We start from the raw sequence: 25,564 nt of genomic DNA on the forward strand, positions 1-25,564 counted from the left end.
CGCTTAATTCAAACGTATCGAGCGTGGTAAAGGAATTTGCATATCTTTAAAAAATTCAGGTTTTTGCATATATACCTGATACAAATAATTTTTTAGATCAAGCAATAACTTTTCAGGGGCAACCAATACATTCTGCCCTTCTGGGCTTAGATTCATCGAAATATTGGTGGCTTCCTGACGTAAAAATGGAATCACTTTTTCAATAAAATCTTTCAGTGAAATTTCTTCGACTTGATAATTGGCCCAATTGTCTTTAATTAACAGTTTTGCCAGACTTTTATTTTGCCACATTGCAAAAGCACGTTGCCCTGTAGGCGTGGCACAGAGCGCCCAGCCATCTTCATACAATGCAAAAACATGCCCCTGAGACACAATGGTTTCAATAAATTGCTTGTAAATATCTTGTGCATTATAAGTTTGCGTTGCTTGCTTAGATGCAGCTTTACGTTGATAAGGATTTCGCATAAGTCACGGATATTAGTATTATTATTAAATAAAAATTCTAGGCGAATTTAGTGCAATACGCAAGAAATATAAGATAAAGGAGGATGAAAGGATATGGTGGGCGCTGACGGGATCGAACCGCCGACATTCTGCTTGTAAGGCAGACGCTCTACCAACTGAGCTAAGCGCCCTGAATATTAAAAAATAACATCGTTATTTTTTATGATGCAAGACAAGCGAAGCACGTCGTCTTGAACTTTGAAATACATTTTTCACATCAGGGAATGAAAAATGGCGCAGCGGACGGGGCTCGAACCCGCGACCCCCGGCGTGACAGGCCGGTATTCTAACCAACTGAACTACCGCTGCAACGGTAATTGCGTTAAGCAATTAAGGTCTTTTTTGTATATATGACAAGCATAGATACTAAAATATGGTGGGCGCTGACGGGATCGAACCGCCGACATTCTGCTTGTAAGGCAGACGCTCTACCAACTGAGCTAAGCGCCCTGATAAGATCAAAACAATATTTTGTTCTGATTTTGCAAAACTGTCAAACTTTGCATTATTTCAGTTTAAGTCTATCAGGCAACCTAAACTTTTCTTTTGAATGGCGCAGCGGACGGGGCTCGAACCCGCGACCCCCGGCGTGACAGGCCGGTATTCTAACCAACTGAACTACCGCTGCATCGCAAAAGAATCTGGTGGGCGCTGACGGGATCGAACCGCCGACATTCTGCTTGTAAGGCAGACGCTCTACCAACTGAGCTAAGCGCCCTCAAAAGCAATTTATGTAAATGGCGCAGCGGACGGGGCTCGAACCCGCGACCCCCGGCGTGACAGGCCGGTATTCTAACCAACTGAACTACCGCTGCACTTACACAAAGTCACTATTGTGGTACAAACAATGGTTAAAGAATCTTAAGTGGCGCAGCGGACGGGGCTCGAACCCGCGACCCCCGGCGTGACAGGCCGGTATTCTAACCAACTGAACTACCGCTGCACGTAAGAATCTATAACGTAAAGGCTTGGTGGGCGCTGACGGGATCGAACCGCCGACATTCTGCTTGTAAGGCAGACGCTCTACCAACTGAGCTAAGCGCCCTTAACGTCTTTATCGTTTGTGAGGTGCATTATAGAGAATCTTTACCGCCTGTCAAACGCTTTTCGGCTTGTTTTCAGTTTTTTGTGACTGAGTGATTAAAAAATAGGTGATCCGCTATAAAAACAAACAAATTCTGCAAGTTATTTTAGTTTTCAAGCAAAATTAATGTGCTTTTCAACTTGTTAGCGTTGCACTCTACCTGCTCAATGTATTGGTTTTTTATGTTGTGATAGATACAACTTTATTCAATTGACTCGCACCATCAACCAAGCAAACCTAAGCTATTTAAATCTAGCTTGTGTTCAGAAATATAAACCAAGGCTTTTTCTGGAATCAGTTCATACAATTCTAAAATATCGTGGTTACGCATCCGAATACAGCCATGCGATGCAGGAATTCCCATCGGCTCTGTATCTGGTGTGCCATGTATATAAATATAACGCTGAAAAGTATCGCAGCCGATGCCTTGATTAAAACCTTCTTGCAAACCACTGAGCCATAAAATGCGGCTTAAAATCCAGTCTCGTTCAGGAAATTGTTCAGCTAAATCTAAATTGTAAATTTCACCTGTCGGTTGACGCGCAATAAATACTGCATTTTCAGGTTCATTTTCACCAAATTTTAAAGCGACTTCATGCCAGCCACGTGGTGTTTTACCACTATTTTCAGTTTCACCAATGCCATTCACACCACTCGAGATGACGTAGAGTTTCTGATGCTTCGGCAAATATAAAGTTTGCTCGGCTAAATCAATCAAAATATCTGCTTGTGTGTATAAAAAAGACATTGCGCTACCCTATTCTTCTTCTTTCGTGGGCGGCTGTGGTTCAGGACGTAACCACAACCAAATACACACCACCAACATGGTGGTATTGGTAAAAATTTTGACCGCAACGGGCGCAGTTGTGAACAGCATGATCACGGCACTAATACTCATCATGATCGTTGCAAACCATTTGGCTTTACGCGGTACAGTACCATTGGCGCGCCAATCTCTGAGTGTACTGCCATATTTAGGATGATTCAGTAACCAGTTGTCCATTTGCGGCCAACCGCGTGACGATGCCCAAGCTGCTAAAATCAAAAAAACTGTAGTAGGCATACCCGGCAACAATGCACCAATAAAGCCAAGGATGACAAAGATCACCACTAAACTTCGCCATAACAAGCTTTGCATACCACTGTCCTAAACTACGAATTGCGGTAGTATAAAGCGTTTTTTAATTTTCCGTTGTAATTCTGCATTTTTCAGCATGGATTCATAATGATTGAGTTGCATCAACCCGAGCTTCTGCCCGAAGTATGGCTGACCTACAAAACCCCGCTTATCCGTCAGTTGGCTTTTAGTGTGGCAAGTCCGAATATTTTATGTGCTGTGCCTGAGCAATTGCCCATTCAACATACTTTTGAATTCCATTCAGATACTTTTTGGCAACACCATTATCACGCTTATCAATCACGTTTAGCCTATTTAGATTCACATCCCGAAGCGGTGTACGATTTTTTAAATCAACTGAAAAGTACCCGTTTAGGCTTACGCTTTGAAATGTTGATGTGGTTTTGGCTGCGTGATCGTGACTATCATCCCTTCGAATTATTGGGGCACAGTATTCAAATTATTGATGGTGCTAAAACTGTGGGTGAACTGGATTTTTTACTGCACAACCATGACACGCAGCAGGTTGAACACTGGGAAGTCGCATTAAAATACTACTTAGCCGAAGCGGATTGCTCTTTGGCACACTGGTATGGTTTAAACCGCTCCGATACTTTAGCGCGTAAACTGAATCATTTTAGTCAAAAGCAATTTCAATTTAAACAAGCCTTGGATGTGCCGATTCAACGCCGTTTTGCTGTACTCAAAGGACAATTGTATTTCGCCATACATCACTTGGCACAATCATCTACAACACTTGTGCCATACTGGGTTAATCGCGCTCGTCGTTTAGGTCTTTGGGGGAGTGATATTCCTGCACAAACAGAACAGTTTTATCGCCTGCAACGTCATGAATGGATTTGTCAAAATGCTCAAGCCAGTAGCCATCCTAATCAATGGTGGGGAGATGGCTTGTATTATCGGGCGGCACATTCACAATTTTATATGTATCGTGCTGCACCGCTGATTAGCTATCCACCATTAACACGCTGAATACCAGTTTCAACACTTTATTACGTAAGCACCATAAAAGTTGCCTATTTATTATTCTGTTTATTTCCTAAGCTAAAAAACACATCAAAATAATCTATCTAGAACATATTGGAGATGATCATGAAAAAAATTCTAGCGACTTCACTACTATTAGCCTTTGTTTTAACGGGTTGTAATACAATTAAAGGCGTGGGCGAAGACGTATCTTCTGCAGGTCATGCGGTGAGTAATACTGCTGAAAAAACCCAACAAGAAATTCGCAAATAATTCTGAGTATTTCAGGAATATCTTCACAAAAACCACAAAAAACCTTGTTCTCGGACAAGGTTTTTTCACGCTAAAATTTCACTTTTGTTGCATTATTCCCCTATTATTAGCACTTACTCTTGATAAACGTCTGAAACTCTCATGACCTCTTCTGCTACTCTGGATTTAAGCCTTCAGCTTTTACGCCAACCGTCTGTCACTCCTGTCGATCACAACTGTCAAAACCTCATGGCAGAACGCTTAGAAAAAATTGGATTTAAGATTGAATCTATGCGTTTTGACGATGTAGATAACCTCTGGGCGCGTAAAGGTACGGAAGCACCAGTCTTTTGCTTTGCAGGTCATACCGATGTTGTACCAACTGGCAATTTAAACGCATGGAATACCGATCCATTCGTACCTGAAATTCGTGATGGCAAACTTTATGGTCGTGGCAGTGCCGACATGAAAACCGCATTGGCAGCCATGGTGGTTGCCTCTGAACGCTTTGTCGCCAAACATCCTGATCACAAAGGCTCAATTGCCTTTTTGATCACTTCTGATGAAGAAGGCCCCTCTATTAACGGCACCGTCAAAGTCGTTGAAACTTTAGAAGCACGTCAGGAAAAAATGACTTGGTGTTTGGTAGGTGAACCTTCAAGTACCCATAAATTAGGCGATATTATTAAAAATGGGCGTCGCGGTTCGCTCAATGGTGTCTTGACTGTAAAAGGCAAACAAGGTCATGTGGCTTATCCACACTTGGCAATTAACCCGATTCATACCGCGTCTAAAGCGATTTCGGAACTGTGTGAAACGGTGTGGGATCATGGCAATGAATACTTCCCTGCCACCTCATTTCAAATTTCAAATATTCAAGCAGGAACAGGTGCGACCAATGTTGTCCCAGGTAACATGACGGTGACCTTTAACTTCCGTTATTCGACTGAAGTGACTGCAGATGAGCTAAAAGCACGTGTCTTGGAAATTTTAGATCGCCATCAAGTGGATTATGAAATCGAGTGGACGCTTTCAGGTTTGCCATTTTTAACCCCTGTGGGCGAATTGGTTAATGCTGCACGTCAAGCCATTCGCAATGTCACAGGTGTTGAAACAGAATTATCGACCAGTGGCGGTACATCTGATGGTCGCTTTATTGCGCCGACAGGTGCACAAGTGTTGGAGTTAGGCGTACTCAATGCCACCATTCACCAAATTAACGAGCATGTTGATGTGGCTGATTTAGAGCCATTGGCAGAAATTTATGAACAGATTTTGGAAGGATTACTAACTTAAATCCAATAAGATTAGTTGCATGAAGCAGAAAAGGAACTCTATTTGAGTTCCTTTTCTATTTTACAACGGAGAAAATTGCGTTTAGATCGTCAAATTTTCTTGAATGTATTGCAAATTAGGCACATGAAAGACCTGCTCACCCATACGGACATATTGGAATACCGCAGGATCAGTCGTGGTTTGCTGGTCATCATCTACCACTTCAGAAATACGCAAGCGCAGGGTTTTAGGCATTTCATTGCACATCAAAGCAAAACGCTGCTCCATTTCATCGCCTTCAATAACCAGTGCCACGCCCATTTTTTTCTCTGGGTCATTGACCGCATAAACAGGCAATTGCGATTCGTGCCATTCCACAGTTTTAACTTGAGTGGCGTTATCCAGCGCTGACAACACAATATTTTGAGGTATCAGCATTGGTTGTTTACCATGACATTCAACAATATAAGCATCAATAAAACCGGTAGATACGGTAATTAAATGTTGCAGCTCTTGCTGACTGATTTGCCCGAGTAAATTTGGACTATTCGTCTGACTCATCGTTTACCCCTGACTAACTGCTAATAATTGTTCAATATTGGCAAGCAATTCTGCCTCTTGGAACGGTTTACCCATGTAGTGCGTCACACCCAAGCTAAACGCTCGTTCGCGGTGTTTTTCACCTGTACGTGACGTAATCATGATGATCGGCAGATTGCTATGCATGTCGTGGTGGCGTACAAGGTTAGTCACCTCAAAACCATCCATACGTGGCATTTCAATATCCAGTAACATCAAGTCAGGTTTGACGTTTTCAAGCTGCTCCATGGCATCGACACCATCTTTGGCAGTCACGATGTCATAACCTTGACGCTCAAGCATACGTGAAGTTACTTTACGTACGGTGACTGAGTCATCCACAATCATAATTAAGCGGCGTGTATCACGACGTTGGCTATCACGTTGATCGCTGGCTTGTTTAGTACGTTGCGTTGCAAGAATTTGACGGGCAATGTTCTGACCATCCAAAATCAAACAAACTTGACCATCACCCAAAATAGTTGCGCCTGCAATTGCACCAATGCTTGAGAACTGTTGTCCAATTGGTTTCACAACAATTTGACCACGCGAACCAATCAACTGATCGACTAGTAAAGCAATGGTTTGACCTGTGCTGCCTTTAATTAACAGAACAGGTAGTGAATGACCCACATGGCTTAAACGCGGTAATGGCTGATTGCCAACGAACTCAGATAAGTAACGTAACTTGTAGTTCTGGTTGTCAATTTGGAAGAAATCTTCATTGCTGTTGAAGTAAGATTCCAAAGTGGTTGGTGCAATACGTACAATACGGTCAATTTGCGCCAACGGTACAGCAAATTGTTGATCACCAACTTTAACCATTAAGGCATCGGATACCGCAACCGTCGTTGGTACACGAATACTAAAGGTTGTGCCTTGACCTAATGTTGAATCTACAGAAACGTGACCGCCGAGCGCCTTAATCTCACTTTGCACCACGTCTAAACCAACGCCACGACCTGAAATTTGTGTAACCGATTGTGCTGTTGTAAAGCCTGGGTGGAAAATGTATTGCAGAATTTCATTTTTATCTAAATTCTGATCGGCTTTGATTAAACCTAAGCTCAATGCTTTTTCTTTAATCTTAGCATCATCAATACCCTTACCATCATCCACAAAAGTCACCATAACATCTGTGCCTTGGCGAGTAATGTTCAGTTCAATTTTACCAACTTCAGGTTTATTGGCTGCAGCACGTTGTGCAGGGTCTTCAATACCATGGTCAACCGCGTTGCGCAGCATGTGTTCAAACGGTGTCACCAAACGCTCTAGAATGGTACGGTCTAATTCACCTTCAGTGTTATAAACCACCAATTCTGTTGGACGGTTTAAGGTCGATGAAGTCTGACGCACAATACGTTGTAAACGTGGCAATAAACGTGAGAATGGTACAAGGCGTGTGCGCATCAAGCTTTCTTGAATTTCGGCCTGAATACGTGATTGTTGTAATAACAAACCTTCAGCATCACGAATTTTTTCAGCCAAGGTGCTCTTAAAGTCCACCAAGTCCGATGCAGATTCCGCCAGAGATTTAGACAACTGATTCAACGATGAATATTGATCCATCTCTAATGGGTCAAAGTCTGCATAACGTGAGTTTTCAGAACCGTGCTTGGCAATAATTTGCGATTCCAGCTCGCCTTCCATTCGACGTAACTGATCGGCAAGACGTTTAATCGCCAATTCCATCTCATTCAACGTACCGCCCAGTTGCCCAAGCTCCATTTCAATACGTGAACGGTTAATCGAGTTCTCGCCTGACAAGTCAATCATCTTCTCGACTAAATCGGCCGAGATACGAATCATCTCATTGCTATTATCCAGCTGTGTGGTTTCGCCCCACTCACCCGACATTGCAGGCGGCTCTGTACCATCACCCTGAACAAACTCATAACTACGGCTTGGCGATAACAAGTCGGTATGCGTTAAACGCTCAGGCAATTGTGCAGATACATCCACAAACTGCATTGCCGACAAGCTAGATTTTAAGCTGTCATAATTGCTGTAATCTGCTTTGAAAATTGCATCACGTAACCACGCTAACGTGGTTTGCAACAAGGCATCATAAACATTTGAGTTAAATTGATGCACCGCAAACTGTTCAAAGGCACTTTCAAGTTGATAGGCAATTTGCGCAACAGGCTCAATTTCAGCCATACGTGCACCGCCTTTTAAGCTGTGCGCCGCACGTTGTAATTGAAGCAAGATACTACGGTCACTACGCTGTTCAAACCATTGTTTCAAACGCTGATCTGCAGCATCCAAAATTTCTTCCGCTTCTTCTCGGAAAGTTTCAACCACAATTGAATGTAATTGCTCATCTTCAGATTCAGCACTTGCTTCAAGACTTGCAGTTTCTGTGATCGGTTCAAATGCCGCAGCAGCGGTGTCTTCAAGATGTGCATCATCAGCAATAACTGCGTCATTTTCAGCTAAATTTGCAGTCGTGTCTTGCAACGCTTCTGCCGCGAACTCAGGCTGTGCATCAACTTCTTCTGCTTCAACAGCCTGTTCAGGCTGCGCAGCGGTTGCTGCACCTGCGACTGACGCATCTGCATCGCCTTGTGCCAAGCTAACAATGTTGCCTAAAATCGCAATTGACTCTGGTGCTGCATAGTCTACACGCTCATCACGAATGGTCTGAATACGGTCTGCAATATCATCTTGCACCAAACGAATAATTTGAATTAACGCAGGTGAAACAACAATTTGGTTGTTAATGATACGCTCGTAAATCGACTCGAGGTTGTGTGCAATTAAACCAATATGCGTCGCAGAAATCATATTTGCGCCACCTTTCAAAGTGTGCAAATAACGCATTAAGTTATTTAATGCCGAAGTATCGCTGGCGTCTTTTGACCAAGTATTAACATCTTCATCCATACCCACCAAAAGCTCTTCTGCTTCTTCCAAGAAGATATCCAGCAAGTCAGGATCGAAGTCTTTATTGGCATCATAGGCATGCATGTTTTGTTGATCTGATGCAATACGTTGTGACAATTGTGCCAAATTCACAGTGCCCGAACTTTCGCCAGTAACTGCAACTGGTGCCGCTTCAGGTTCTGCAACAACTGTTGTTTCCACAGCATTGTTGCTCTCTGATGTTTCAACATCTTCCAATACATTTGCATCAATGTCTTGCTGCACAAATGCAGTTAAGTCATTTAAGGTTTTCTGAATGTCTTCTGTAACCGTAACACGCTGTCCCGCAGCCAAAGTATCGAATAAATGAATAAACTCTTGGTGCGCCTGTGCAAACAACTCATAACCATATTCAGAGTTAAGCAAGATTGGCTTGGCTAAAACACTGTCGTAAGCGGCTTTAAGTTCTTCAGTAAATTGATGGATACCCACAGACGCACGGTTATCGGTATGCTCTACCAATAATTGTGCTTGTGCGCTGAGTTCTTCTAAATAGCTTGGGAATTGCGCTTGCGCCAATTTATCAAACTCAAATTCGGCATCAAGTAAACGATCAATATTCAGTTCAATAAGTTTCGACACCAAACCTTGAGGGTTGGAGTCTTCCGTATCGCTGGTGCTAAACCCATAGCTATCCCATGCTTTATTAAAAGTTGCGTAGATAACATCTAAACCATCACAGTGACCTTGACGAAGCACATGCAGATAATCACGGACAAATTCTGCATATTGCACCAACAGCGCAGTTTCTTTAGAGGTGGATTCAATTTCATCTTGCACAAATGTTTTAAACAAGTTTTCAACTTTAGAACTGGCTTGAAAAACTTGATCAATTTGCGCCATAGACGAACTGCCGCGCAGTGTATGTAAAGCACGAATTAAGCCATTATAGTCTTGTGAGTGAATCTGATCTTGCGCCAAGAACTGATCAATTGTTGCTAAATGCTCTTCAGCTTCTTCCACAAAAATAGCCAGAGTTTCAGCCAATAGGCTCGCATCAGCAGCCTCTTCTTGTGCAACTTCTGTCTGCGGCATTTCTTCAGCAGTTATAACATCTTCAGATGATTCAACTGCTGTGACTACTGCTGTTTCAACTGCAGCATCCGCCAATTCTAGTCCTGTCGGCATATCAGTTGCAGTCAGTTGATCCGCTAAAATCAGCAACTCTTCCAATGCAGGTTCAGGACTTTGGTTTTGCTGTAATTGTTGTCCTAAAAGCACTAATGGGCGTAAATCAAGATCAATTAAACCGACTTGTTTAAAAATTGGATAAAGCTTGTATTGATAAATATTTAAAACAGTTTTTGCGTATTTTTGAATATCAGTATTGAGTGTTACCGCACCCGAAAGCACACGGTTTAAAGTATCTTCAACCGTCCATGCCAATTCGCCCGCAGACTTCGCACCCACCATGCGACCCGAGCCTTTTAAAGTGTGAAAGTGACGACGAATAGTCACTAAAGTTTCTTGATCTGTTGGGTTCGCAAACCAAGTTGTAAATAATGGATTTAATTCTTCGAAGATTTCTTCAATTTCTTCGACAAAAATTTCAAGAATTTCCGCATCTTGCTCAAGATAACTATCTTCAGGAAGCGTCATTGTTCCGACTAAATTTTTTAATATTTCTTTCATAGCTAAGGCTTCTTACGTTTTCAGCACCAAAAGGCACTTCAACTTAATTGTAACCATCCTGAATGCCCCTAACCCAAAAGTTAAGTTCATCTTTGCGATGCTTTATCTCTGAATGATGGTGTACCCATAACAGTGTATAGGTACACCTTTCCCCAAGCTGGAATCCCGCTTATTCAGGTAGTTTAAAGTCAGTTACAGATTCACGTAATGATTCTGCCATGTTGGCCAACTCAGATACCGAACGTGCAGTATCGAAAGTTGCACTGGTCGTTTGCGAGGTAATTTCCTGTACAACGTTCATCGTGGTTGCAATGTGACCTGCAGAAGCAGACTGAAGTTTTGCAGCGTCCGAAATGTTAGAAATCAATTTCGCAAGGTTGGTTGATACCGTTTGAATTTCATCCAGTGCAACACCCGCATCCTTAGATAAGTTCGCACCACGTACAACTTCCGATGTGGTTTGTTCCATCGAAATTACGGCTTCGTTGGTATCAGTCTGAATGGTTTTAACCAGTGTTTCAATCTGTTTAGTTGCAGATGCTGAACGTTCCGCTAGACGCTGTACCTCGTCGGCTACGACTGCGAAACCACGACCTGCTTCACCCGCCATAGACGCCTGAATTGCTGCGTTTAATGCCAAAATGTTAGTTTGGTCGGCAATATCGTTAATCAAGGCAACGATGTTACCAATCTCTTGTGAAGATTCACCCAAACGCTTAATACGCTTAGAGGTTTCTTGAATCTGCTCACGAATGATATCCATACCTTCAATTGAACGGTTTACAACGTCTGCACCATTCGATGCAATATGTACTGAACGTTCTGCTACCGCTGCTGATTCTTCAGCGTTGGCAGATACTTGGTCAATTGACATTGCCATTTCGTTAATTGCGGCAGATGCACCTGCAATTTCTTGCGCCTGATGCTCAGATGCTTCAGCAAGCTGGTTGGTAATGTTCTGTGTGGTTGCCGTATATTGTGCAACTTCGTGCGATGTTTCGTGAATACGCGATACAAGGTCACGTAATTGGTCAATTGCGAAGTTAATCGAGTCGGCAATGGCACCCGTGAAGTCTTCCGATACTGTTGCGTATGAACGTAAGTCACCATCCGCAAGGTCGGCAATCTCATCAAGTAAACGTAAAATCGCGTTCTGGTTACGGTCATATTCATCTTGTAGACGAACCACGCGAGTTTTATCGGCTTCACCACGTAAGTTCAAGAGTTTGAATACACAGAATAAGAACGCAAGTAATGCTGCAATTAAGCCAATTGCAGGAATTGCAATAGACCAACCTGAACCGCTAGACAATTTATTTAAATTGGTTAAAAGCTTATCTGACTGATCAAAAATAGAAGATGATGCCTGACGTACTTTTACAATTTGTGTTGAGTTATTTAAAACTGTTGCAGCAGCAGATTTCAATACATCTTCATATTCTGCTTGAATACCTTCTAATGAACTACGTAAATCTTCTTGAGTAATACGTTGTACACCAAGTTCCACACTACCATTTAACTGTGCTGCCAAGTAAGCACCAAACGTTTCGGTATCGGCACTAAAGTCATCTGCAGATTCACGTGAACTGTCTGTACCTGTTAATACAGAACTGATTGAACGTAAAATACGTTCTGCAATGAATACTTGGTTCTTTGCAATAACCACCTGGCTACTTGGCATGTCTTGACGTGCCATTTGGTCAACCATCAAGTTATATTCAGCCTGAATACCCGGAATGGTTTCACCAATTGCAATGTTGGTGTCATAGAGTTGGTTAATGATTTTTTGTTGCGAAGCAATCAAATCAATATTTTCAGAAACCGATTTCCACTGTGTTTCCACTTCACGCAGTGTATCTGTGCTAGCATGAATATCTTTCACTGTTTCTAAGTTTGCAGCAAAGGCTTTTTGTGAATCTGTTAAGTTTTTAATAGATTCAGGCGTACCTGATGCAGTCGCTTCAGTTGCTTGACGTGAAATGGTTTGTGACAACAGACGTAAATCACCCAAACTACGGGTAAAATCGTTATTACGCGGCACGCTATAAAAAAGGTATAACAACAGGAAAAGCGATAAGATGATACAAAAAGCTGCGCCTAAAATAAGTGGCTTAGATTTTTCTGTTTCGCCAAATACACTCGCAAACTCTTCTGTTCGCGCCTGTAATTTTGCAAAAAAACCTGGACCACTTGCTTTACGGACGGTTTCTTCGCCTGAATTTTTCTTTTTAAGTTTAAAGCCCATGCAGCTTCTCCCCGATTGACGCCTTCATTTTTTAGGTGCGCGACAGTTAATTTATAAATTTTATAGATGCGTTCATGTATTTTGGGTTTTGCAATAAACGACTAAATAAGAAAACATGCCATTGTTGGTTATGTTGGTGAAAATACCCCTGACAATATTCTTGTAAATTACTATCTAAATCATTGTGTTTAGAAAAGAAACTTTTCTTATTAAAGTGCTGTATACCCAAAACTTGATCTACAACTAAACCGACATAATGGTCATTATGACTAATACACATTACTTTTTGAGTAGGTGAATATTGGCTGCTTTGCCCAGAAACATAATGTGCCAAATCTGAAACTGAAAGTAATCTTCCGCGAATATTCGCTAAACCTACTACCCAAGGTTGGGTATTTGGCACTGGCGTATATTTCGGTGGATAAATAACCTCAGAAACTTCTCCTAATGGAGCAACGAAATATTGCCCCATCATCTCAAAAGCAATGCCTGACCAGCGGTTTACCTCATTTTCGGTACTAACGTAGTTTTTGTTTCCACGTTTAGATAACCGAAGCAATTCAATAAAACCATTTGCAGCCATAGCTTATCCTGCATTAAGGTGTTGATTAATCACATCAATTAATTGTTTTTCGTCAACAGGCTTAGTTAAGTAATCGCTCGCACCTTGGCGTTTCCCCCAAACACGATCAGTTGCCTGATCTTTGGTACTCACAATTACAATTGGAATGTGTTTGGTGGTGTCACCACGCGAAATTTGACGTGTTGCCTGAAAGCCATTCACGCCTGGCATAACCACATCCATTAATACTAAATCTGGTAATTCAGCTTGCGCCATGGTCACGCCATCTGCACCATTCGCTGCTTCAATGACTTCAAAACCATGCTTGGTCAAGATTTCTCTAAAGCGGAATGTTTCTGTAGGTGAATCATCTACAATAAGAATACGAGCCATTATTTTCCCCAATAAATCTAACTAACTAATAATTATGCGGTCACGTGGTTACGAATGGCGTTTAATAATTCATCTTTACTAAATGGTTTAGTCAGATACTCATCAGAACCCACGACACGTCCTTTAGCTTGGTCAAATAAACCATCTTTACTTGATAGCATAATGACAGGAATGTTTTGGTAGTTTTGCGAGTTTTTAATTAAGGCACACGTTTGGTAACCATCTAGGCGTGGCATCATAATATCTACGAATACGATATCTGGATTTGATTCTGCAATTTTGGATAAAGCTTCAAATCCATCAACTGCGGTAACCACTTCACAACCTTCACGCTGCAGAAGTGTTTCAGCTGTACGGCGAATGGTTTTTGAATCATCAATCACCATGACTTTTAGATTTTGGAATTTATCGTCCATTCAATGACCCTTCCCATTTTTGTTTGTACAAGCAACTGAGTAGAAAAATCTTACACATTGATCGTATTTTTAACATATCTTTACTTGTAGTTTCAATGAACATATTTAGTGTAAATCTACACTTTTACACCATTATCACCAAACCGCTCACACTTTCTTGTGACCATTGATATTTTTTATCGGTTGTATTTTTTTAATTCCTAATTTTGATCTAATATAACACTATTATTACGTGTAATTTAAGTAATTTAGTCAACTTTATTGTGGGGGACAACGTGAGCACTTTTTTTGCAAAATCACTCGCTGTCAAATTAAAACAAAATAAGCAGTCACTTAAATTGGGCATGCTTGCTTTACTGCTCTTGTCCTCTGCCCCACTCATGGCTGACAGCCAGAACAAAGCGGTGTGGTATCGCTATTATGATCAACATGGCGTTGCAAATATTAGTAGTAATGTGACACCTAATCATATTCGTCATGGCTATGAAGCATTAGACCGTAACATGCAAGTGATTCAGCGCGCACGTCCATACAACACTGAAATGGATATTAAAAAAGCCCCACAACGTGCTGCTCAAGCGTATCAAATGGAATCTGATCAGCGTTTAAAAAAAGCCTATACCAATAGTCAAACCGCAATCACTAAACGTAATAACGCTTTAGCACATATTAAAAAGCAAATTATTTTCCAACAAGAACAACTCAAACAGCTGCAAAATGACCGTATTACTTTTAAACGTCAAGAAATGGAGTATTTACGCAAGGTCAAACCTGTGCCTGCACAACTAAAAACCAATTTGGACAATAACTTAAAAAACATCGAGCTTAAAAAAGATATGATTCAATCTTTACAAACAAGCTATCGAAATACACAAGCAGAATACGACAGAATTATTACTCGCTTAAAAGCACTTGAATAGTTGATTTGAATTACCTTGTCATTTTGGCAATCAATAAGGACAAATATGCATGCACATTGCACAGCGTATCGCAGTTAGGTTTAATCGGCAGCATTTACCCATTTTTCGTATTGGTGCAATCGGCTTATGTATTTTGCTGAGTGCCTGCCAAAAAACAGAAACTGAAAATAAAACAACAGTATCAGAAAAAATTGAACTCATTCAGCAAGATTTAGTGACACCACAACAAGGCAGCGCAATCAGTAAAACTGCCTTTACAGGCACAGTGCGTGCAGTCAATCAAAGTAGTATTCAAGCACAGGTGACTGCCACAGCAACTTCAGTCTATGTCAAAGTGGGCGATAGCGTACAACGTGGTCAAACCTTGCTACGCTTAAATAATCAGGATAATGCTGCGCGTTTAGCACAAGCTCGCGCCAATTTAGCTGCAACGCAAGCGCAAGCCAACCAAGCCCACAACATGATGCAACGAAAAAAACGTTTGCTCGATCAGGGTTTTATTTCACAAGTGGAATATGAGCAAAGTCAGTTAGATTATCGTGCGCAAATGGAAAATGTACGCGCCCAACAAGCCAATGTCGATATTGCACTAAAAGCCGATCAGGATGGCACGATTACCAGTCCAATTCACGGTGTCATTACCCAACGTCAGGTTGAGCCTGGGCAAACTGTGGCTGCAGGACAAACCTTATTTGAAGTCGTCGATCCGAACCAATTAGAAATTCAAGCCAAATTACCAAGCGACTTACAAGCCGCACTCAAAATTGGTCAAAAAATTGAATATCAACTCCAAGGGCAAGCAAACACATTTAATGCACAAATTAGCCGCGTTTCCCCAGTGGCAGATTTAGCCAGTCGTCAAATTGAGTTTTTTGCCACTCCATTAGAAGCCCTCCCCTCACTCAGTATTGGTGCTTTTGTAGATGGTCATATTTTGGCAAGCAATCAAATTTCAGGGCAAATCATCCCACTCAATACCATTCACGATATCCAAAACAAACCTTATGTTTGGGTGATTCGAGATCAAAAAATTGCCCGCGTGGATATCACAGTTTTAGAACAGCGCTATAGTGACAATACTGCTGTGATTCAAGGCTTACAGAGCAGTGATCTAGTCAGTCGAGTGGTGTTCAACCCCGATCAAATTCAGCAGCAGGTGATCATTCAAAATAACCCTCAATAAATTGAATTTCATCTCAATGCAGTAGTGCAGATGTCCAATAAATAAAAAATCAGGATCGTTGTTATGTGGTTTACCCGAGTTAGCGTCAAGTATCCCGTTTTTACCATCATGATGATGTTTTGTCTAATGGTGCTTGGCTTGGCTTCATGGCAACGTATGGGCGTGGAAGAATTTCCTGACGTCGATTTTCCGTTTGTAGTGGTTTATACCAGTTATCCGGGTGCATCACCTGAAACAGTTGAATCTGAAATCACTAAGAAAATGGAAGATCAGATCAACACCATTTCTGGACTCAAACAACTGGTTTCACAATCCAGTGAAGGGTTATCTACTATTATTGCCGAGTTTAATTTAGATGTTCCTTCGGCAGTGGCGGCACAAGATGTACGCGATAAAATTTCGTCTGTCAGTGCAGGCTTTCGAGATGAAATTCAAGACCCTGTGGTGGAGCGCTACGACCCAACTGCGAATGCAGTCATGTCGATTGTGTTTGAATCCTCACAAATGTCTTTGCGTGATTTAAGTTCCTATTTAGATCAACAAGTTGTACCGCAACTGCGCACTGTGTCTGGTGTCGGAACTGTTAATTTATTGGGTGATGCACAGCGACAAATTCGTATTGAGGTAGATCCACAAAAGTTAATGAGTTTTGGACTGGGTGTGGATCAGGTCATCAACACGCTCAAAGATGAAAATATTGAAGTACCTGGCGGCACACTCAAACAAGCCAATAGTGAATTGGTGGTCGAAATCCAATCCAAAGTCATTCATCCTCTGGCTTTTGGCGATTTAATTATTGCCAATAAAAATGGTGCGCCAATCTTTTTAAAACAAGTCGCCACAATTCAAGACAGTCAGGCAGAGCTGGAAACCAGTGCATTTTTAAATGGGCAAACTGCGGTTGCTGTCGATATCTTGCGTAGTTCAGACTCTAATGTTATTGAAGTGGTTGATAACACCTACAAAACCTTAGAACGTATTCAGACCCAACTACCTGTAGGCATGACTGCAAAGGTCGTGGTGGATTCTTCTAAAGGGATTCGTGGCAGTATCCGTGATGTAGCGCGCACCATTATTGAGGGTGCGATTCTGGCAGTCCTGATTGTACTGTTGTTTCTTGGTTCATTCCGTTCTACCGCCATTACAGGATTGACCCTGCCAATCGCCCTACTCGGCACACTCACCTTTATTTGGGCATTTGGCTTTACCATCAACATGATGACCTTACTGGCACTCTCGCTCAGTATTGGCTTATTGATTGATGATGCAATTGTGGTTCGTGAAAATATTGTGCGTCATGCCGATATGGGCAAAGACCATGTCAGGGCTGCTTTGGATGGTACTAAAGAAATTGGCTTGGCAGTTTTAGCAACCACCCTAACCATTGTGGCGGTATTTTTACCTGTGGCATTTATGGGCGGAATTATCGGACGCTTTTTCTATCAATTTGGTGTCACCGTCAGTACTGCCGTACTGATTTCCATGTTTGTCAGTTTTACGCTGGATCCAATGCTTTCTGCACACTGGGCAGAAAAACCAAATCCCAATAAAAAACCTGGACGAGTAAAACGCTTCTTAAACTGGATTTCCAACAAACTCGACAATTTAAGTCATCATTATGAAAAACTTTTAAAATTAGCACTACGATTTCGCGTTATCACCTTATTGATTGCCGTGGGTTCATTATTTGCAGCACTCGGATTATCCAAACTGATTGGCACAGAGTTTGTACCTGTACCCGACAAAGGTGAAATTCGGATTAAATTTGAAACACCTGTAGATGCCTCGCTTGAATATTCACAAGCAAAATTAAAACAAGTAGATCAAATCATCCGTCAACACCCTGAAGTACGTGCGACTTACGGAGCCATTAACAGCGTAACAGATCGCGGGAAAAATCATGTTAATTTGCGTGTAACTGTCAGCCCACGTAATGAACGTCAACAAACGCTAACCGAACTCAATAACGAATTCCGCCAGCGTCTACAAAGTGTTGCAGGCATCACCATCACCTCTGTCGCCTCTGCCGATGAAACGGTTTCTGGTGGGCAAAAACCTGTGATGGTGTCTATTAAAGGCCCCGATTTAGCAGAATTACAAAAAATTTCTGACCGCTTTATGACAGAAATTGCTCAGGTGGATGGTATTGTCGATTTAGAAAGCTCGCTAAAAGCCCCTAAACCTACATTAGGTGTTCATATTAACCGTGTCCTTGCAAGTGATTTAGGACTATCGGTGAATCAAATTGCCAATATTATCCGCCCACTCATTGCGGGGGATGATGTCACCACTTGGCAAGATGAACGTGGTGAAACCTACGATGTCAATGTTCGACTTACAGAAAACCATCGTAGCTTGCCGAGCGATGTGCAAAATATGTATTTAACTTCAAAAAAAACTGATGCCAATGGACAAAATATTTTAGTGCCTTTGGCAAGTGTGGCGAAGTTTGAGGAAAGTTTAGGTGCGGCACAAATCAACCGTCGTGATTTAGCCCGTGAAGTTTTGGTCGAAGCCAACACCGCAGGACGTCCTGCAGGTGACATTGGTGCCGACATTCAAAAAATTCAGGATAACTTTAAATTACCCGCAGGTTATAGCTTCGATACACAAGGCGCCAATGCTGACATGGCTGAATCTGCAGGTTATGCACTGACTGCAATTACCCTGTCTATTGTGTTTATTTATATTGTTTTAGGTTCGCAATTCAACAGTTTCATTCACCCCGCAGCAATTATGGCTTCCCTACCTTTATCGTTGATTGGAGTATTCTTGGCACTGTTTATTTTTAACTCGACCATGAACCTGTTTTCTATTATCGGTATTATTATGCTGATGGGATTGGTCACCAAAAATGCGATTTTACTAATTGATTTTATTAAAAAAGCCATGGATCAGGGCGATTCACGTTATGATGCAATTATAGCTGCAGGGAAAACCCGTTTACGCCCTATTTTAATGACCACCAGTGCAATGGTGATGGGGATGGTGCCACTCGCACTTGGCTTGGGTGAAGGCGGCGAACAAAGTGCGCCTATGGCACACGCAGTCATTGGCGGTGTAATTACATCCACCCTACTCACCTTGGTGGTCGTACCTGTCATTTTCACTTATTTAGACGATTTTAAGAATTTTATGTTACGCCAAACGCGTAAACTGATTTCTTAAAATCTCACGCAAAGTCACACAATCGTTCGGGCTAAATTTTAACGCAAGTTTAGCCCGATTTTTATTGTATAATCTGGCTTTGAAAAAACTCCATTTAACGCTTCACTTTTTAGGACAGTTTCCATGCGCGCGAGTCGCTTTTTATTTGCTACGTTAAGAGAAACCCCAAACGATGCCGAGGTGATTTCTCACCAGCTGATGTTACGTGCGGGTATGATTCGTAAATTGGCTTCAGGTTTATATACTTGGCTGCCAATGGGTGTACGTGTGCTAAATAAAGTTGAAGCCATTGTTCGTGAAGAAATGAATCGCGCAGGTGCTTTAGAAACATTTATGCCTGTCACTCAGCCTGCCTCACTTTGGGAAGAATCAGGTCGTTATGTGCAATACGGTCCTGAATTACTGCGCTTTAAAGACCGCCACGACAATCCTTTTGTACTTGGCCCAACACATGAAGAAGTCATTACCGATTTGGCGCGTAATGAATTAAAAAGCTATAAGCAATTACCAATCAACTTCTATCAAATTCAAACCAAATTCCGTGACGAAATTCGCCCACGTTTTGGGGTAATGCGTTCACGCGAATTTATTATGAAAGATGCTTATTCTTTCCATACCGATCAAGCCTCCCTACAAGAAACCTATGATGTCATGTACGACACCTACTGCCGTATTTTCTCGCGCTTAGGTTTAGACTTCCGCCCAGTACAAGCAGATACAGGTTCTATTGGTGGTTCTGGTTCACATGAATTCCACGTTCTGGCTTCAAGCGGTGAAGATGATATCGCCTTCTCTACCGAATCTGATTATGCAGCCAATATTGAAATGGCTGAAGCTATTTTGGTGGGTGAACGTGCTGCTGCAACCCAAGAACTCAACATTGTGGATACACCAAACCAAAAAACCATTGCGGAAGTTTCTGCATTTTTAGGCACAAATAGTAACCAATCAGTCAAAGCGCTCTTGGTTCAAGGTGTTGCAGATGAAACAGGTCAAGTGCCTGTGATTGCATTATTCCTGCGCGGTGACCATGAACTCAACGAAATTAAAGCAGAAAAGCATCCACAGATTGCTGCACCACTTACTTTTGCAACCGATGCACAAATTGCAGCTTTAGGTTTAACTGCTGGCTTTGTTGGTCCACAAGGTTTGGTTGAAAAAGGCATAACTGTGATTGTAGACCGTGCTGCATCAGTACTGTCTGACTTCGTTGCAGGTGCAAACCAAGTTGATCAACACGCAACAGGTGTGAACTGGGAACGCGATGCACAATATACTGAAGTTTACGATTTACGTAACGTCGTTGAGGGCGATCCATCTCCAGATGGCAAAGGAACTCTACAAATTAAACGCGGTATTGAAGTCGGTCATATCTTCCAGCTTGGTACTAAATACTCAGAAGCGTTGGGCTGCAAAGTATTAGGTGAAGATGGCAAACCGTTTACTGTTACCATGGGATGCTATGGGATTGGAGTAACACGTGTCGTTGCCTCTGCCATTGAACAAAATTTTGATGATAAAGGGATTATTTGGCCTGCAGCCATCGCACCATTTGAAATTGCGATTGTACCAATGAACGCACATAAATCACCTCGCACATTAGAAGCAGCAGAAGCACTTTATGCTGAACTTCAAGCTGCGGGTTATGATGTATTACTGGATGATCGTAATGAACGTCCTGGGGTGAAATTCTCTGACCTTGAGCTTACAGGTATTCCGCACCGTATTGTGATTGGTGAGAAAGGTTTAGATGCAGGTACTTTTGAATATAAAGGTCGTCGTGATGCTGAATCTAGCAACCTAACGAAAGAAGAATTACTCATCAAAATTGCCAAATAAGATTGAACACTGAGTATAAAAAATCCCGCACAAGTTGCGGGATTTTTTTCATTTGGGATTAACAGAATTTCATACCGCCATAACAGTTAGGGGTAACATTTTGGTTTTGTAAAACCTGATTATTAAGTGTTAATCTGGCCGGTTGACCCGTGTAATATCCTGTGTAACTACCAACATCGATATTCATTTTACGCTCGATTGGTGTACCAGCCAATGAACCTAATGCTTCTAACAAACTTACATCTACATTATGCTTATCTTGCATTAACTCAGAAGTTAATGCTTTTGCGACCTGTGGTAGTACTGCAGAAACATCTACCAAATCCGCAGTTGCCAAATAACCTAATTGCACTGGTTCCTTAAACGACATCCACCAACCTTGTTGTGCAATATCTTTTTCATCTGCACCCATCCACTGCACTGGCTTGCTTTGTAAAGATAAATATCCACCTGTTCCTGTCAGAGGAATATTGTGAATCATATTTAGGGCTTGGACAAAAGTAATATCCATATTCAAATTTTCTAATGTAGAACCCTTACTCATTTTAAAGAATGAGTGATCACCAACAGAACCAAACAATAAAGGAGGAAATGTGACATATAACTGGTCTTTTGAAAAGTCAGGTGTTCCATTTACATCACCAGTATATGTCCCAGACTCTGTTGCCGCTAGCGGAATAGAAGCTAATGTTGAACGGATACCCGTAACTATAGCGGACTCCATACGCTGACCAGTCACTACTGTTTCAGGCATCGTAAAATCAGCTCGCATCGATGGAACGGTAATCCCAGTATGTCCTGCTGCGCCAGGTTTACTTGTATAGACACGATCCTGCCCCAACGCAGTCAGTATCCCACTAATTTTTTGGTCAGAGGCATTACCAAATTTAGCTTCTTTAGTAAATGAATGCCCTTGCGTTTGTGCCATTTTCATATAACCACTGAAACTTTTAATCCCGTCATTTGGGTTTTGCACGTTATCTGTACCCAAAGTCAGTAGACCTAAAATTTCTTCAGCACCTAAGCGAAAACCAACCACTTCACGTGTTGACGCACTATTTCCACTAATCGCAAATTCAATAAATGGATTGGTAATTTGCGCACTAGTACCCGCACGTTCACCATTAAACTTTGGGCTACCTGTTGAATCATAGGATTCATTCAAGCCACTTAACGAAATATTAGAAATATCAATATCACATCCCGCTTTACTACCAATCGCATTATTTACACCACCACAACCCAATTGTAGCGTTTTAATGTTGGCATTGAGCTCCATGAGTGCATCAACACTCAGCTTATAAAAGTTGAGCCCTTGCGATTGATCTGTCGCAGTCATCAGATTCAAAAGTGCCTGACCTTGTACATGAGATAACTGATCATCATTTAAAGCCTGCATCGCTTGAGCAGAACTGAATGAAAAGGCTGTACTTAAAATAGATGCAACTAAAAATTTTTTTTTCATTTTATTTCTATCCTTTAGCGTGGCGTAATGCCCAATGTGCTGCGCATGGTTCCACCTGTAAGTGCGACAGATGCGATTTTCTGCATATTGCCATTGGTAGACATTGCAAAGTCTGTTTTAAAGGGTTGAGCAATATCATTTTTATAATTAAATTTAACTTGATTGTCTAAAGTGACCGTATCTGCACTGACAACAACTTTTCCTTTAACACCTAAATGACCTTCCATTCGATTCAAGTTTATTGAAGAAGTTTGAACAGTTTCATTATTCACTTGATCTTCATTAATTAAACTAAAATAACTACCTAAGTTCTTCGGATTCGACTTTTCTGTGCTATCTAAACTTCTAAACTTAAAGTTCGCATCAAAAGACAAAAAATTTGAGTTCGGATTAGTATCGGTAGGATCCACTCCAGGAATTACCAACAATTCACCATTGCCATCTAATTTAAAAGCAATTGTGGTCAACACATCATCTTTCTTAGAGAAATTATCGTAAGGTACAAAGCCACCGCATTTAGTTGATCCTGTGACGCAGTTGTATTTCGAACCTGGTAATTGTCCAATCGCTAACTCTGCTTTTGCTGCAACTAATAAATGATCTGCACGAATATAAATCCCTTCATCTTCATAACCAATCACACCGTCGGACTGAATTAATGCATCAATATTTCTTAAACCAGCATAATAGTTGACAGCTTCACCAGCATGCAGGCTGTCTTGCCCGTCAATTAAGATAATAGAAGTGGTACTTGGTAAGCCTGTTTTTGAATCAATGCCATAACCTTCGGTAGAAACAATAGCGTTATAACCAATTCCAGTTTTGTTCGTTCCATCATAAGGTGACAGATATTGTTTACCCGACAAGGCCACATTGGCATTTAAATTATAAATTGGAATCCCAATACCCCAAGAACCACCATCTCCTGTCAATTCATTTAAAGAGTTGTCAGAAATAATTCTAGCTTTGGCTGCAATAGACTGAAAGTCCATACCACGAACAGCGATCAGTGAGAACTGGTCACCTTCAAGCCTACTCGATAGCAACTGGTTTAAAATAGGACTGGTTGCACCAATGGTATTTTTAATATTTTCATTGACTAAAAAATTGAGGTTTTTCGCTTGTACGGTATTAATATAAATATCGCCAAAATCGATAGAGGCATTTTTATTGTGTAAATTACCTTGTGCATCACGTGTGGTTAGCGGTCTTAAATTCGAAAACTCAACCGCATAACTGCCTTTTCCTGTGTGCCCAATTTCTAAGGTTGTTGGTAATTGCCCTGCAGCCAAGCCTGCCGTATTTTGATTGGTAAAATCAGCAGATAAGCCCAAATGCAAACCACCTTGCCCCACCACAGTATCGTAGCCTGTAACTGCGGTATTTTTAGTTTCAATTACACCATTGACCTTATTCGAAACGTCAAAATTGGCAACATTTTTTTGATGCCCATTAAAAAACAATTTCGCATTGCTTACCGCACCTGATGCACCAAAGCGAATTAAATTTTTATCATCATAACGCAAGTCAATATTGACCCCAGGGTTAGTTGCATTTTGTCGGCTACTAGCAACATCACTCAGGTCTTTCACTCGTCCAAGATTCACAAAATGGTCGGTGGTGCCATTTTTAGTGGTAAAGACCAATCCCTCATCGGCATCAATGTACATATAGCCGTCAGTCGCAAAATTAAAGTTAAAATCATGCATAGATAATTCATGCTTACCTAAACCATGACTAATTTTGGCATTCTGTAACTGGAAGTTTAAATGTGCCGTTTCATTTTGATTGAATAAACCTGCTTTGGTTTCTAATAAAACTTTTAAAGGTGATTTAGTTTCTAAGCCGAACTGACCCAAGCTTTGTGTTTCTTTAGTACAACTATTTCCGACACAGTTTTTTTTGACCAAGTTTAAATCTGCAGTCGATTGAAAAGCATCAATACTCGCATCGATACGCACACCTGCGCCAACATCAGTTTTCCCCACATCTAAAGCAAGCTTACTGATAATAGGCTGGTTATTCTGTCCTTTAATTTCTACATTATGTAAGCCTAAACCCTGTTGAGTTCCAGCCACTAAATCAGGATCATACCAATTGACTTGATTAATCGTGGCTTTAGACATTTCATGGGTGATTACAATACCATCTTGCCCACTTACATCAGACAAATGCTGGTCTGCAATCAGCTCTAAAGCATACACTTGTTGCGCACAAAGTACGCTCAATGTTAATAAATTCAACTGCATTATTTTTTTCATTGTTATTTCCCTATACTGTACTTAATCCTATATTCAACAACGACTTGCTGCTGAACCTGTACAGTTGTAGCTAAATATTTTCACATTGCCAGACATGTGCATATTGCCGTGAATATTTAAGCCCATAAATCCTTTTTCAGCGCCCTGATCAAACAAAGGTACATCTTGCTGAACTAAGTTATAACTACCATCTTGTTGATAATTTCTTCCTTGAAATTTGGTATATACCTCTGAATTTGCATAACCTTCATTTGCTCCCTGCCCTGTACCTGTTTCGATCACCATGGTTGCAAAACCCAAATTTCTTATTTTTAATGGCTTATCATCATAAAACTTAAGCTGCATTGCCGTTTGTGGGTCATTTTTATGATTAATAATAGTCGTGCCATCTAAAGAAAATTTATCTATTTGTATGGTGCCCTGAATTTGTTTAAATACCAGCCATTTTTTATTGCCGTTATTATCTTCATGGTTATTGGGTGCAATGGCTAAACGACAAAGCACATTATTGTCAGCACAATTTTTACTATAGCGATAATAAACTTCTGTAGGTTTAGTCCCACCATTAAATTTAGAAATATTGCTGAGTTCTAAATTTTCGGCATATTCATGGTTTAACGATAACGTCCAACTGAGGTCTGCTCCACCTTGACCAGTAGCCTGCGTTAATTCATGATTTTCCAGTGCAATTAAATTGGCATGGGTCAAAGGACTACACATCAATGCAATACAAGACAGTTTTTTCAACATGATGATT

The 25,564-nt window shown here is 41.2% G+C and carries 19 protein-coding genes and 8 tRNA genes; 7 read left to right on the forward strand and 20 right to left on the reverse strand.

Translation table 11 applies throughout. From position 1 onward, the window contains the following. Nucleotides 1-3 precede the first annotated feature (3 nt). The 11 genes from VF675_RS00290 to VF675_RS00340 all read right to left on the reverse strand — a co-directional run bounded on the left by VF675_RS00290 (nucleotide 4) and on the right by VF675_RS00340 (nucleotide 2,726). Nucleotides 4-465: a DUF2750 domain-containing protein gene (locus VF675_RS00290; protein ID WP_004977378.1), complete on the reverse strand. Its 462-nt coding sequence runs from the start codon at nucleotides 463-465 to the stop codon at nucleotides 4-6. 94 nt (nucleotides 466-559) lie between these two features. After that, a tRNA-Val gene (locus tag VF675_RS00295) sits at nucleotides 560-635 on the reverse strand. Between the two features lie 101 nt (nucleotides 636-736). Beyond that, nucleotides 737-813: transfer RNA gene (locus VF675_RS00300), tRNA-Asp, on the reverse strand. Between the two features lie 65 nt (nucleotides 814-878). After that, a tRNA-Val gene (locus VF675_RS00305) sits at nucleotides 879-954 on the reverse strand. A gap of 101 nt (nucleotides 955-1,055) precedes the next feature. Continuing rightward, a tRNA-Asp gene (locus tag VF675_RS00310) sits at nucleotides 1,056-1,132 on the reverse strand. Between the two features lie 14 nt (nucleotides 1,133-1,146). Next, a tRNA-Val gene (locus VF675_RS00315) sits at nucleotides 1,147-1,222 on the reverse strand. A 20-nt stretch (nucleotides 1,223-1,242) separates the two neighbouring features. Further along, nucleotides 1,243-1,319: transfer RNA gene (locus VF675_RS00320), tRNA-Asp, on the reverse strand. 51 nt (nucleotides 1,320-1,370) lie between these two features. Further along, nucleotides 1,371-1,447, reverse strand: a tRNA-Asp gene (locus VF675_RS00325). Between the two features lie 26 nt (nucleotides 1,448-1,473). Continuing rightward, a tRNA-Val gene (locus VF675_RS00330) sits at nucleotides 1,474-1,549 on the reverse strand. Between the two features lie 262 nt (nucleotides 1,550-1,811). Then, entirely contained in the window at nucleotides 1,812-2,336 is a 525-nt protein-coding gene (gene elsL / locus VF675_RS00335) for a cell wall-recycling L,D-carboxypeptidase ElsL (protein WP_004968267.1), read from the reverse strand. A 9-nt stretch (nucleotides 2,337-2,345) separates the two neighbouring features. After that, complete coding sequence (locus VF675_RS00340; protein ID WP_004968265.1) at nucleotides 2,346-2,726, reverse strand: YbaN family protein; 381 nt, start codon at nucleotides 2,724-2,726, stop codon at nucleotides 2,346-2,348. An 87-nt stretch (nucleotides 2,727-2,813) separates the two neighbouring features. Between VF675_RS00340 and VF675_RS00345 the strand changes: the two genes are divergently transcribed. From VF675_RS00345 to dapE, 3 genes are all read left to right on the forward strand, one after another. Further along, nucleotides 2,814-3,698 (forward strand): DUF1853 family protein, encoded by an 885-nt coding sequence (locus tag VF675_RS00345; protein WP_180005966.1) that lies wholly within the window; start codon nucleotides 2,814-2,816, stop codon nucleotides 3,696-3,698. 120 nt (nucleotides 3,699-3,818) lie between these two features. Beyond that, nucleotides 3,819-3,965: an entericidin A/B family lipoprotein gene (locus tag VF675_RS00350; RefSeq protein WP_096901466.1), complete on the forward strand. Its 147-nt coding sequence runs from the start codon at nucleotides 3,819-3,821 to the stop codon at nucleotides 3,963-3,965. A gap of 141 nt (nucleotides 3,966-4,106) precedes the next feature. After that, nucleotides 4,107-5,240: a succinyl-diaminopimelate desuccinylase gene (gene dapE, locus VF675_RS00355; protein WP_167846161.1), complete on the forward strand. Its 1,134-nt coding sequence runs from the start codon at nucleotides 4,107-4,109 to the stop codon at nucleotides 5,238-5,240. Nucleotides 5,241-5,321: 81 nt separating this feature from the next. On the opposite strand, the gene VF675_RS00360 is transcribed toward dapE, so the two are convergent. The 6 genes from VF675_RS00360 to pilG form a co-directional block, all read right to left on the reverse strand. Continuing rightward, a complete protein-coding gene (locus tag VF675_RS00360; RefSeq protein ID WP_004975530.1) occupies nucleotides 5,322-5,780 on the reverse strand; it encodes a hypothetical protein in 459 nt (152 codons plus the stop codon). 3 nt (nucleotides 5,781-5,783) lie between these two features. After that, a complete protein-coding gene (locus tag VF675_RS00365; RefSeq protein ID WP_371970999.1) occupies nucleotides 5,784-10,355 on the reverse strand; it encodes a hybrid sensor histidine kinase/response regulator in 4,572 nt (1,523 codons plus the stop codon). 169 nt (nucleotides 10,356-10,524) lie between these two features. Beyond that, nucleotides 10,525-12,600, reverse strand: coding sequence for a methyl-accepting chemotaxis protein (locus VF675_RS00370; RefSeq protein WP_131261507.1), 2,076 nt, complete (start codon nucleotides 12,598-12,600; stop codon nucleotides 10,525-10,527). A 46-nt stretch (nucleotides 12,601-12,646) separates the two neighbouring features. Continuing rightward, entirely contained in the window at nucleotides 12,647-13,183 is a 537-nt protein-coding gene (locus VF675_RS00375; RefSeq protein ID WP_004975527.1) for a chemotaxis protein CheW, read from the reverse strand. Nucleotides 13,184-13,186: 3 nt separating this feature from the next. After that, nucleotides 13,187-13,555, reverse strand: a complete 369-nt coding sequence (locus tag VF675_RS00380) for a response regulator (RefSeq protein ID WP_004975526.1) — start codon at nucleotides 13,553-13,555, stop codon at nucleotides 13,187-13,189. Nucleotides 13,556-13,587: 32 nt separating this feature from the next. Further along, a complete protein-coding gene (gene pilG / locus VF675_RS00385; RefSeq protein ID WP_004975524.1) occupies nucleotides 13,588-13,971 on the reverse strand; it encodes a twitching motility response regulator PilG in 384 nt (127 codons plus the stop codon). 275 nt (nucleotides 13,972-14,246) lie between these two features. Between pilG and VF675_RS00390 the strand changes: the two genes are divergently transcribed. From VF675_RS00390 to VF675_RS00405, 4 genes are all read left to right on the forward strand, one after another. After that, the gene (locus VF675_RS00390; protein WP_154320463.1) at nucleotides 14,247-14,891 is read left to right on the forward strand and encodes a hypothetical protein; all 645 of its coding nucleotides are present in this window, start codon (nucleotides 14,247-14,249) and stop codon (nucleotides 14,889-14,891) included. Nucleotides 14,892-14,940: 49 nt separating this feature from the next. Next, entirely contained in the window at nucleotides 14,941-16,074 is a 1,134-nt protein-coding gene (locus VF675_RS00395) for an efflux RND transporter periplasmic adaptor subunit (RefSeq protein ID WP_368782351.1), read from the forward strand. A gap of 63 nt (nucleotides 16,075-16,137) precedes the next feature. Then, complete coding sequence (locus tag VF675_RS00400) at nucleotides 16,138-19,242, forward strand: efflux RND transporter permease subunit (protein ID WP_440204586.1); 3,105 nt, start codon at nucleotides 16,138-16,140, stop codon at nucleotides 19,240-19,242. 123 nt (nucleotides 19,243-19,365) lie between these two features. Then, nucleotides 19,366-21,081 (forward strand): proline--tRNA ligase, encoded by a 1,716-nt coding sequence (locus VF675_RS00405; RefSeq protein ID WP_178867157.1) that lies wholly within the window; start codon nucleotides 19,366-19,368, stop codon nucleotides 21,079-21,081. Nucleotides 21,082-21,139: 58 nt separating this feature from the next. Here the strand turns inward: VF675_RS00405 and VF675_RS00410 are convergent, their stop codons facing one another. The 3 genes from VF675_RS00410 to VF675_RS00420 are packed head-to-tail and all read right to left on the reverse strand — an operon-like array spanning nucleotide 21,140 to nucleotide 25,557. Then, nucleotides 21,140-22,546, reverse strand: a complete 1,407-nt coding sequence (locus VF675_RS00410) for a hypothetical protein (protein ID WP_440204587.1) — start codon at nucleotides 22,544-22,546, stop codon at nucleotides 21,140-21,142. A gap of 14 nt (nucleotides 22,547-22,560) precedes the next feature. After that, nucleotides 22,561-24,807: a DUF6160 family protein gene (locus VF675_RS00415; RefSeq protein ID WP_440204588.1), complete on the reverse strand. Its 2,247-nt coding sequence runs from the start codon at nucleotides 24,805-24,807 to the stop codon at nucleotides 22,561-22,563. A gap of 33 nt (nucleotides 24,808-24,840) precedes the next feature. Continuing rightward, nucleotides 24,841-25,557: a hypothetical protein gene (locus VF675_RS00420; protein WP_440204589.1), complete on the reverse strand. Its 717-nt coding sequence runs from the start codon at nucleotides 25,555-25,557 to the stop codon at nucleotides 24,841-24,843. Nucleotides 25,558-25,564: the final 7 nt, after the last annotated feature.

The organism is Acinetobacter sp. Lyrl_1 (assembly GCF_051948795.1).
Lineage (GTDB): Bacteria > Pseudomonadota > Gammaproteobacteria > Pseudomonadales > Moraxellaceae > Acinetobacter > Acinetobacter towneri.

What these genes read in the sequence shown, in the direction of transcription:
- VF675_RS00410 (WP_440204587.1), bottom strand. Translation starts at nt 22,546, where the DNA reads ATGAAAAAAAAATTTTTAGTTGCATCTATTTTAAGTACAGCCTTTTCA.
- elsL (WP_004968267.1), bottom strand. Translation starts at nt 2,336, where the DNA reads ATGTCTTTTTTATACACACAAGCAGATATTTTGATTGATTTAGCCGAG.
- VF675_RS00370 (WP_131261507.1), bottom strand. Translation starts at nt 12,600, where the DNA reads ATGGGCTTTAAACTTAAAAAGAAAAATTCAGGCGAAGAAACCGTCCGT.
- VF675_RS00365 (WP_371970999.1), bottom strand. Translation starts at nt 10,355, where the DNA reads ATGAAAGAAATATTAAAAAATTTAGTCGGAACAATGACGCTTCCTGAA.
- VF675_RS00290 (WP_004977378.1), bottom strand. Translation starts at nt 465, where the DNA reads ATGCGAAATCCTTATCAACGTAAAGCTGCATCTAAGCAAGCAACGCAA.
- VF675_RS00415 (WP_440204588.1), bottom strand. Translation starts at nt 24,807, where the DNA reads ATGAAAAAAATAATGCAGTTGAATTTATTAACATTGAGCGTACTTTGT.
- VF675_RS00360 (WP_004975530.1), bottom strand. Translation starts at nt 5,780, where the DNA reads ATGAGTCAGACGAATAGTCCAAATTTACTCGGGCAAATCAGTCAGCAA.
- VF675_RS00400 (WP_440204586.1), top strand. Translation starts at nt 16,138, where the DNA reads ATGTGGTTTACCCGAGTTAGCGTCAAGTATCCCGTTTTTACCATCATG.
- VF675_RS00420 (WP_440204589.1), bottom strand. Translation starts at nt 25,557, where the DNA reads ATGTTGAAAAAACTGTCTTGTATTGCATTGATGTGTAGTCCTTTGACC.
- pilG (WP_004975524.1), bottom strand. Translation starts at nt 13,971, where the DNA reads ATGGACGATAAATTCCAAAATCTAAAAGTCATGGTGATTGATGATTCA.
- VF675_RS00350 (WP_096901466.1), top strand. Translation starts at nt 3,819, where the DNA reads ATGAAAAAAATTCTAGCGACTTCACTACTATTAGCCTTTGTTTTAACG.
- VF675_RS00405 (WP_178867157.1), top strand. Translation starts at nt 19,366, where the DNA reads ATGCGCGCGAGTCGCTTTTTATTTGCTACGTTAAGAGAAACCCCAAAC.
- VF675_RS00395 (WP_368782351.1), top strand. Translation starts at nt 14,941, where the DNA reads ATGCACATTGCACAGCGTATCGCAGTTAGGTTTAATCGGCAGCATTTA.
- VF675_RS00340 (WP_004968265.1), bottom strand. Translation starts at nt 2,726, where the DNA reads ATGCAAAGCTTGTTATGGCGAAGTTTAGTGGTGATCTTTGTCATCCTT.
- dapE (WP_167846161.1), top strand. Translation starts at nt 4,107, where the DNA reads ATGACCTCTTCTGCTACTCTGGATTTAAGCCTTCAGCTTTTACGCCAA.
- VF675_RS00345 (WP_180005966.1), top strand. Translation starts at nt 2,814, where the DNA reads ATGATTGAGTTGCATCAACCCGAGCTTCTGCCCGAAGTATGGCTGACC.
- VF675_RS00380 (WP_004975526.1), bottom strand. Translation starts at nt 13,555, where the DNA reads ATGGCTCGTATTCTTATTGTAGATGATTCACCTACAGAAACATTCCGC.
- VF675_RS00375 (WP_004975527.1), bottom strand. Translation starts at nt 13,183, where the DNA reads ATGGCTGCAAATGGTTTTATTGAATTGCTTCGGTTATCTAAACGTGGA.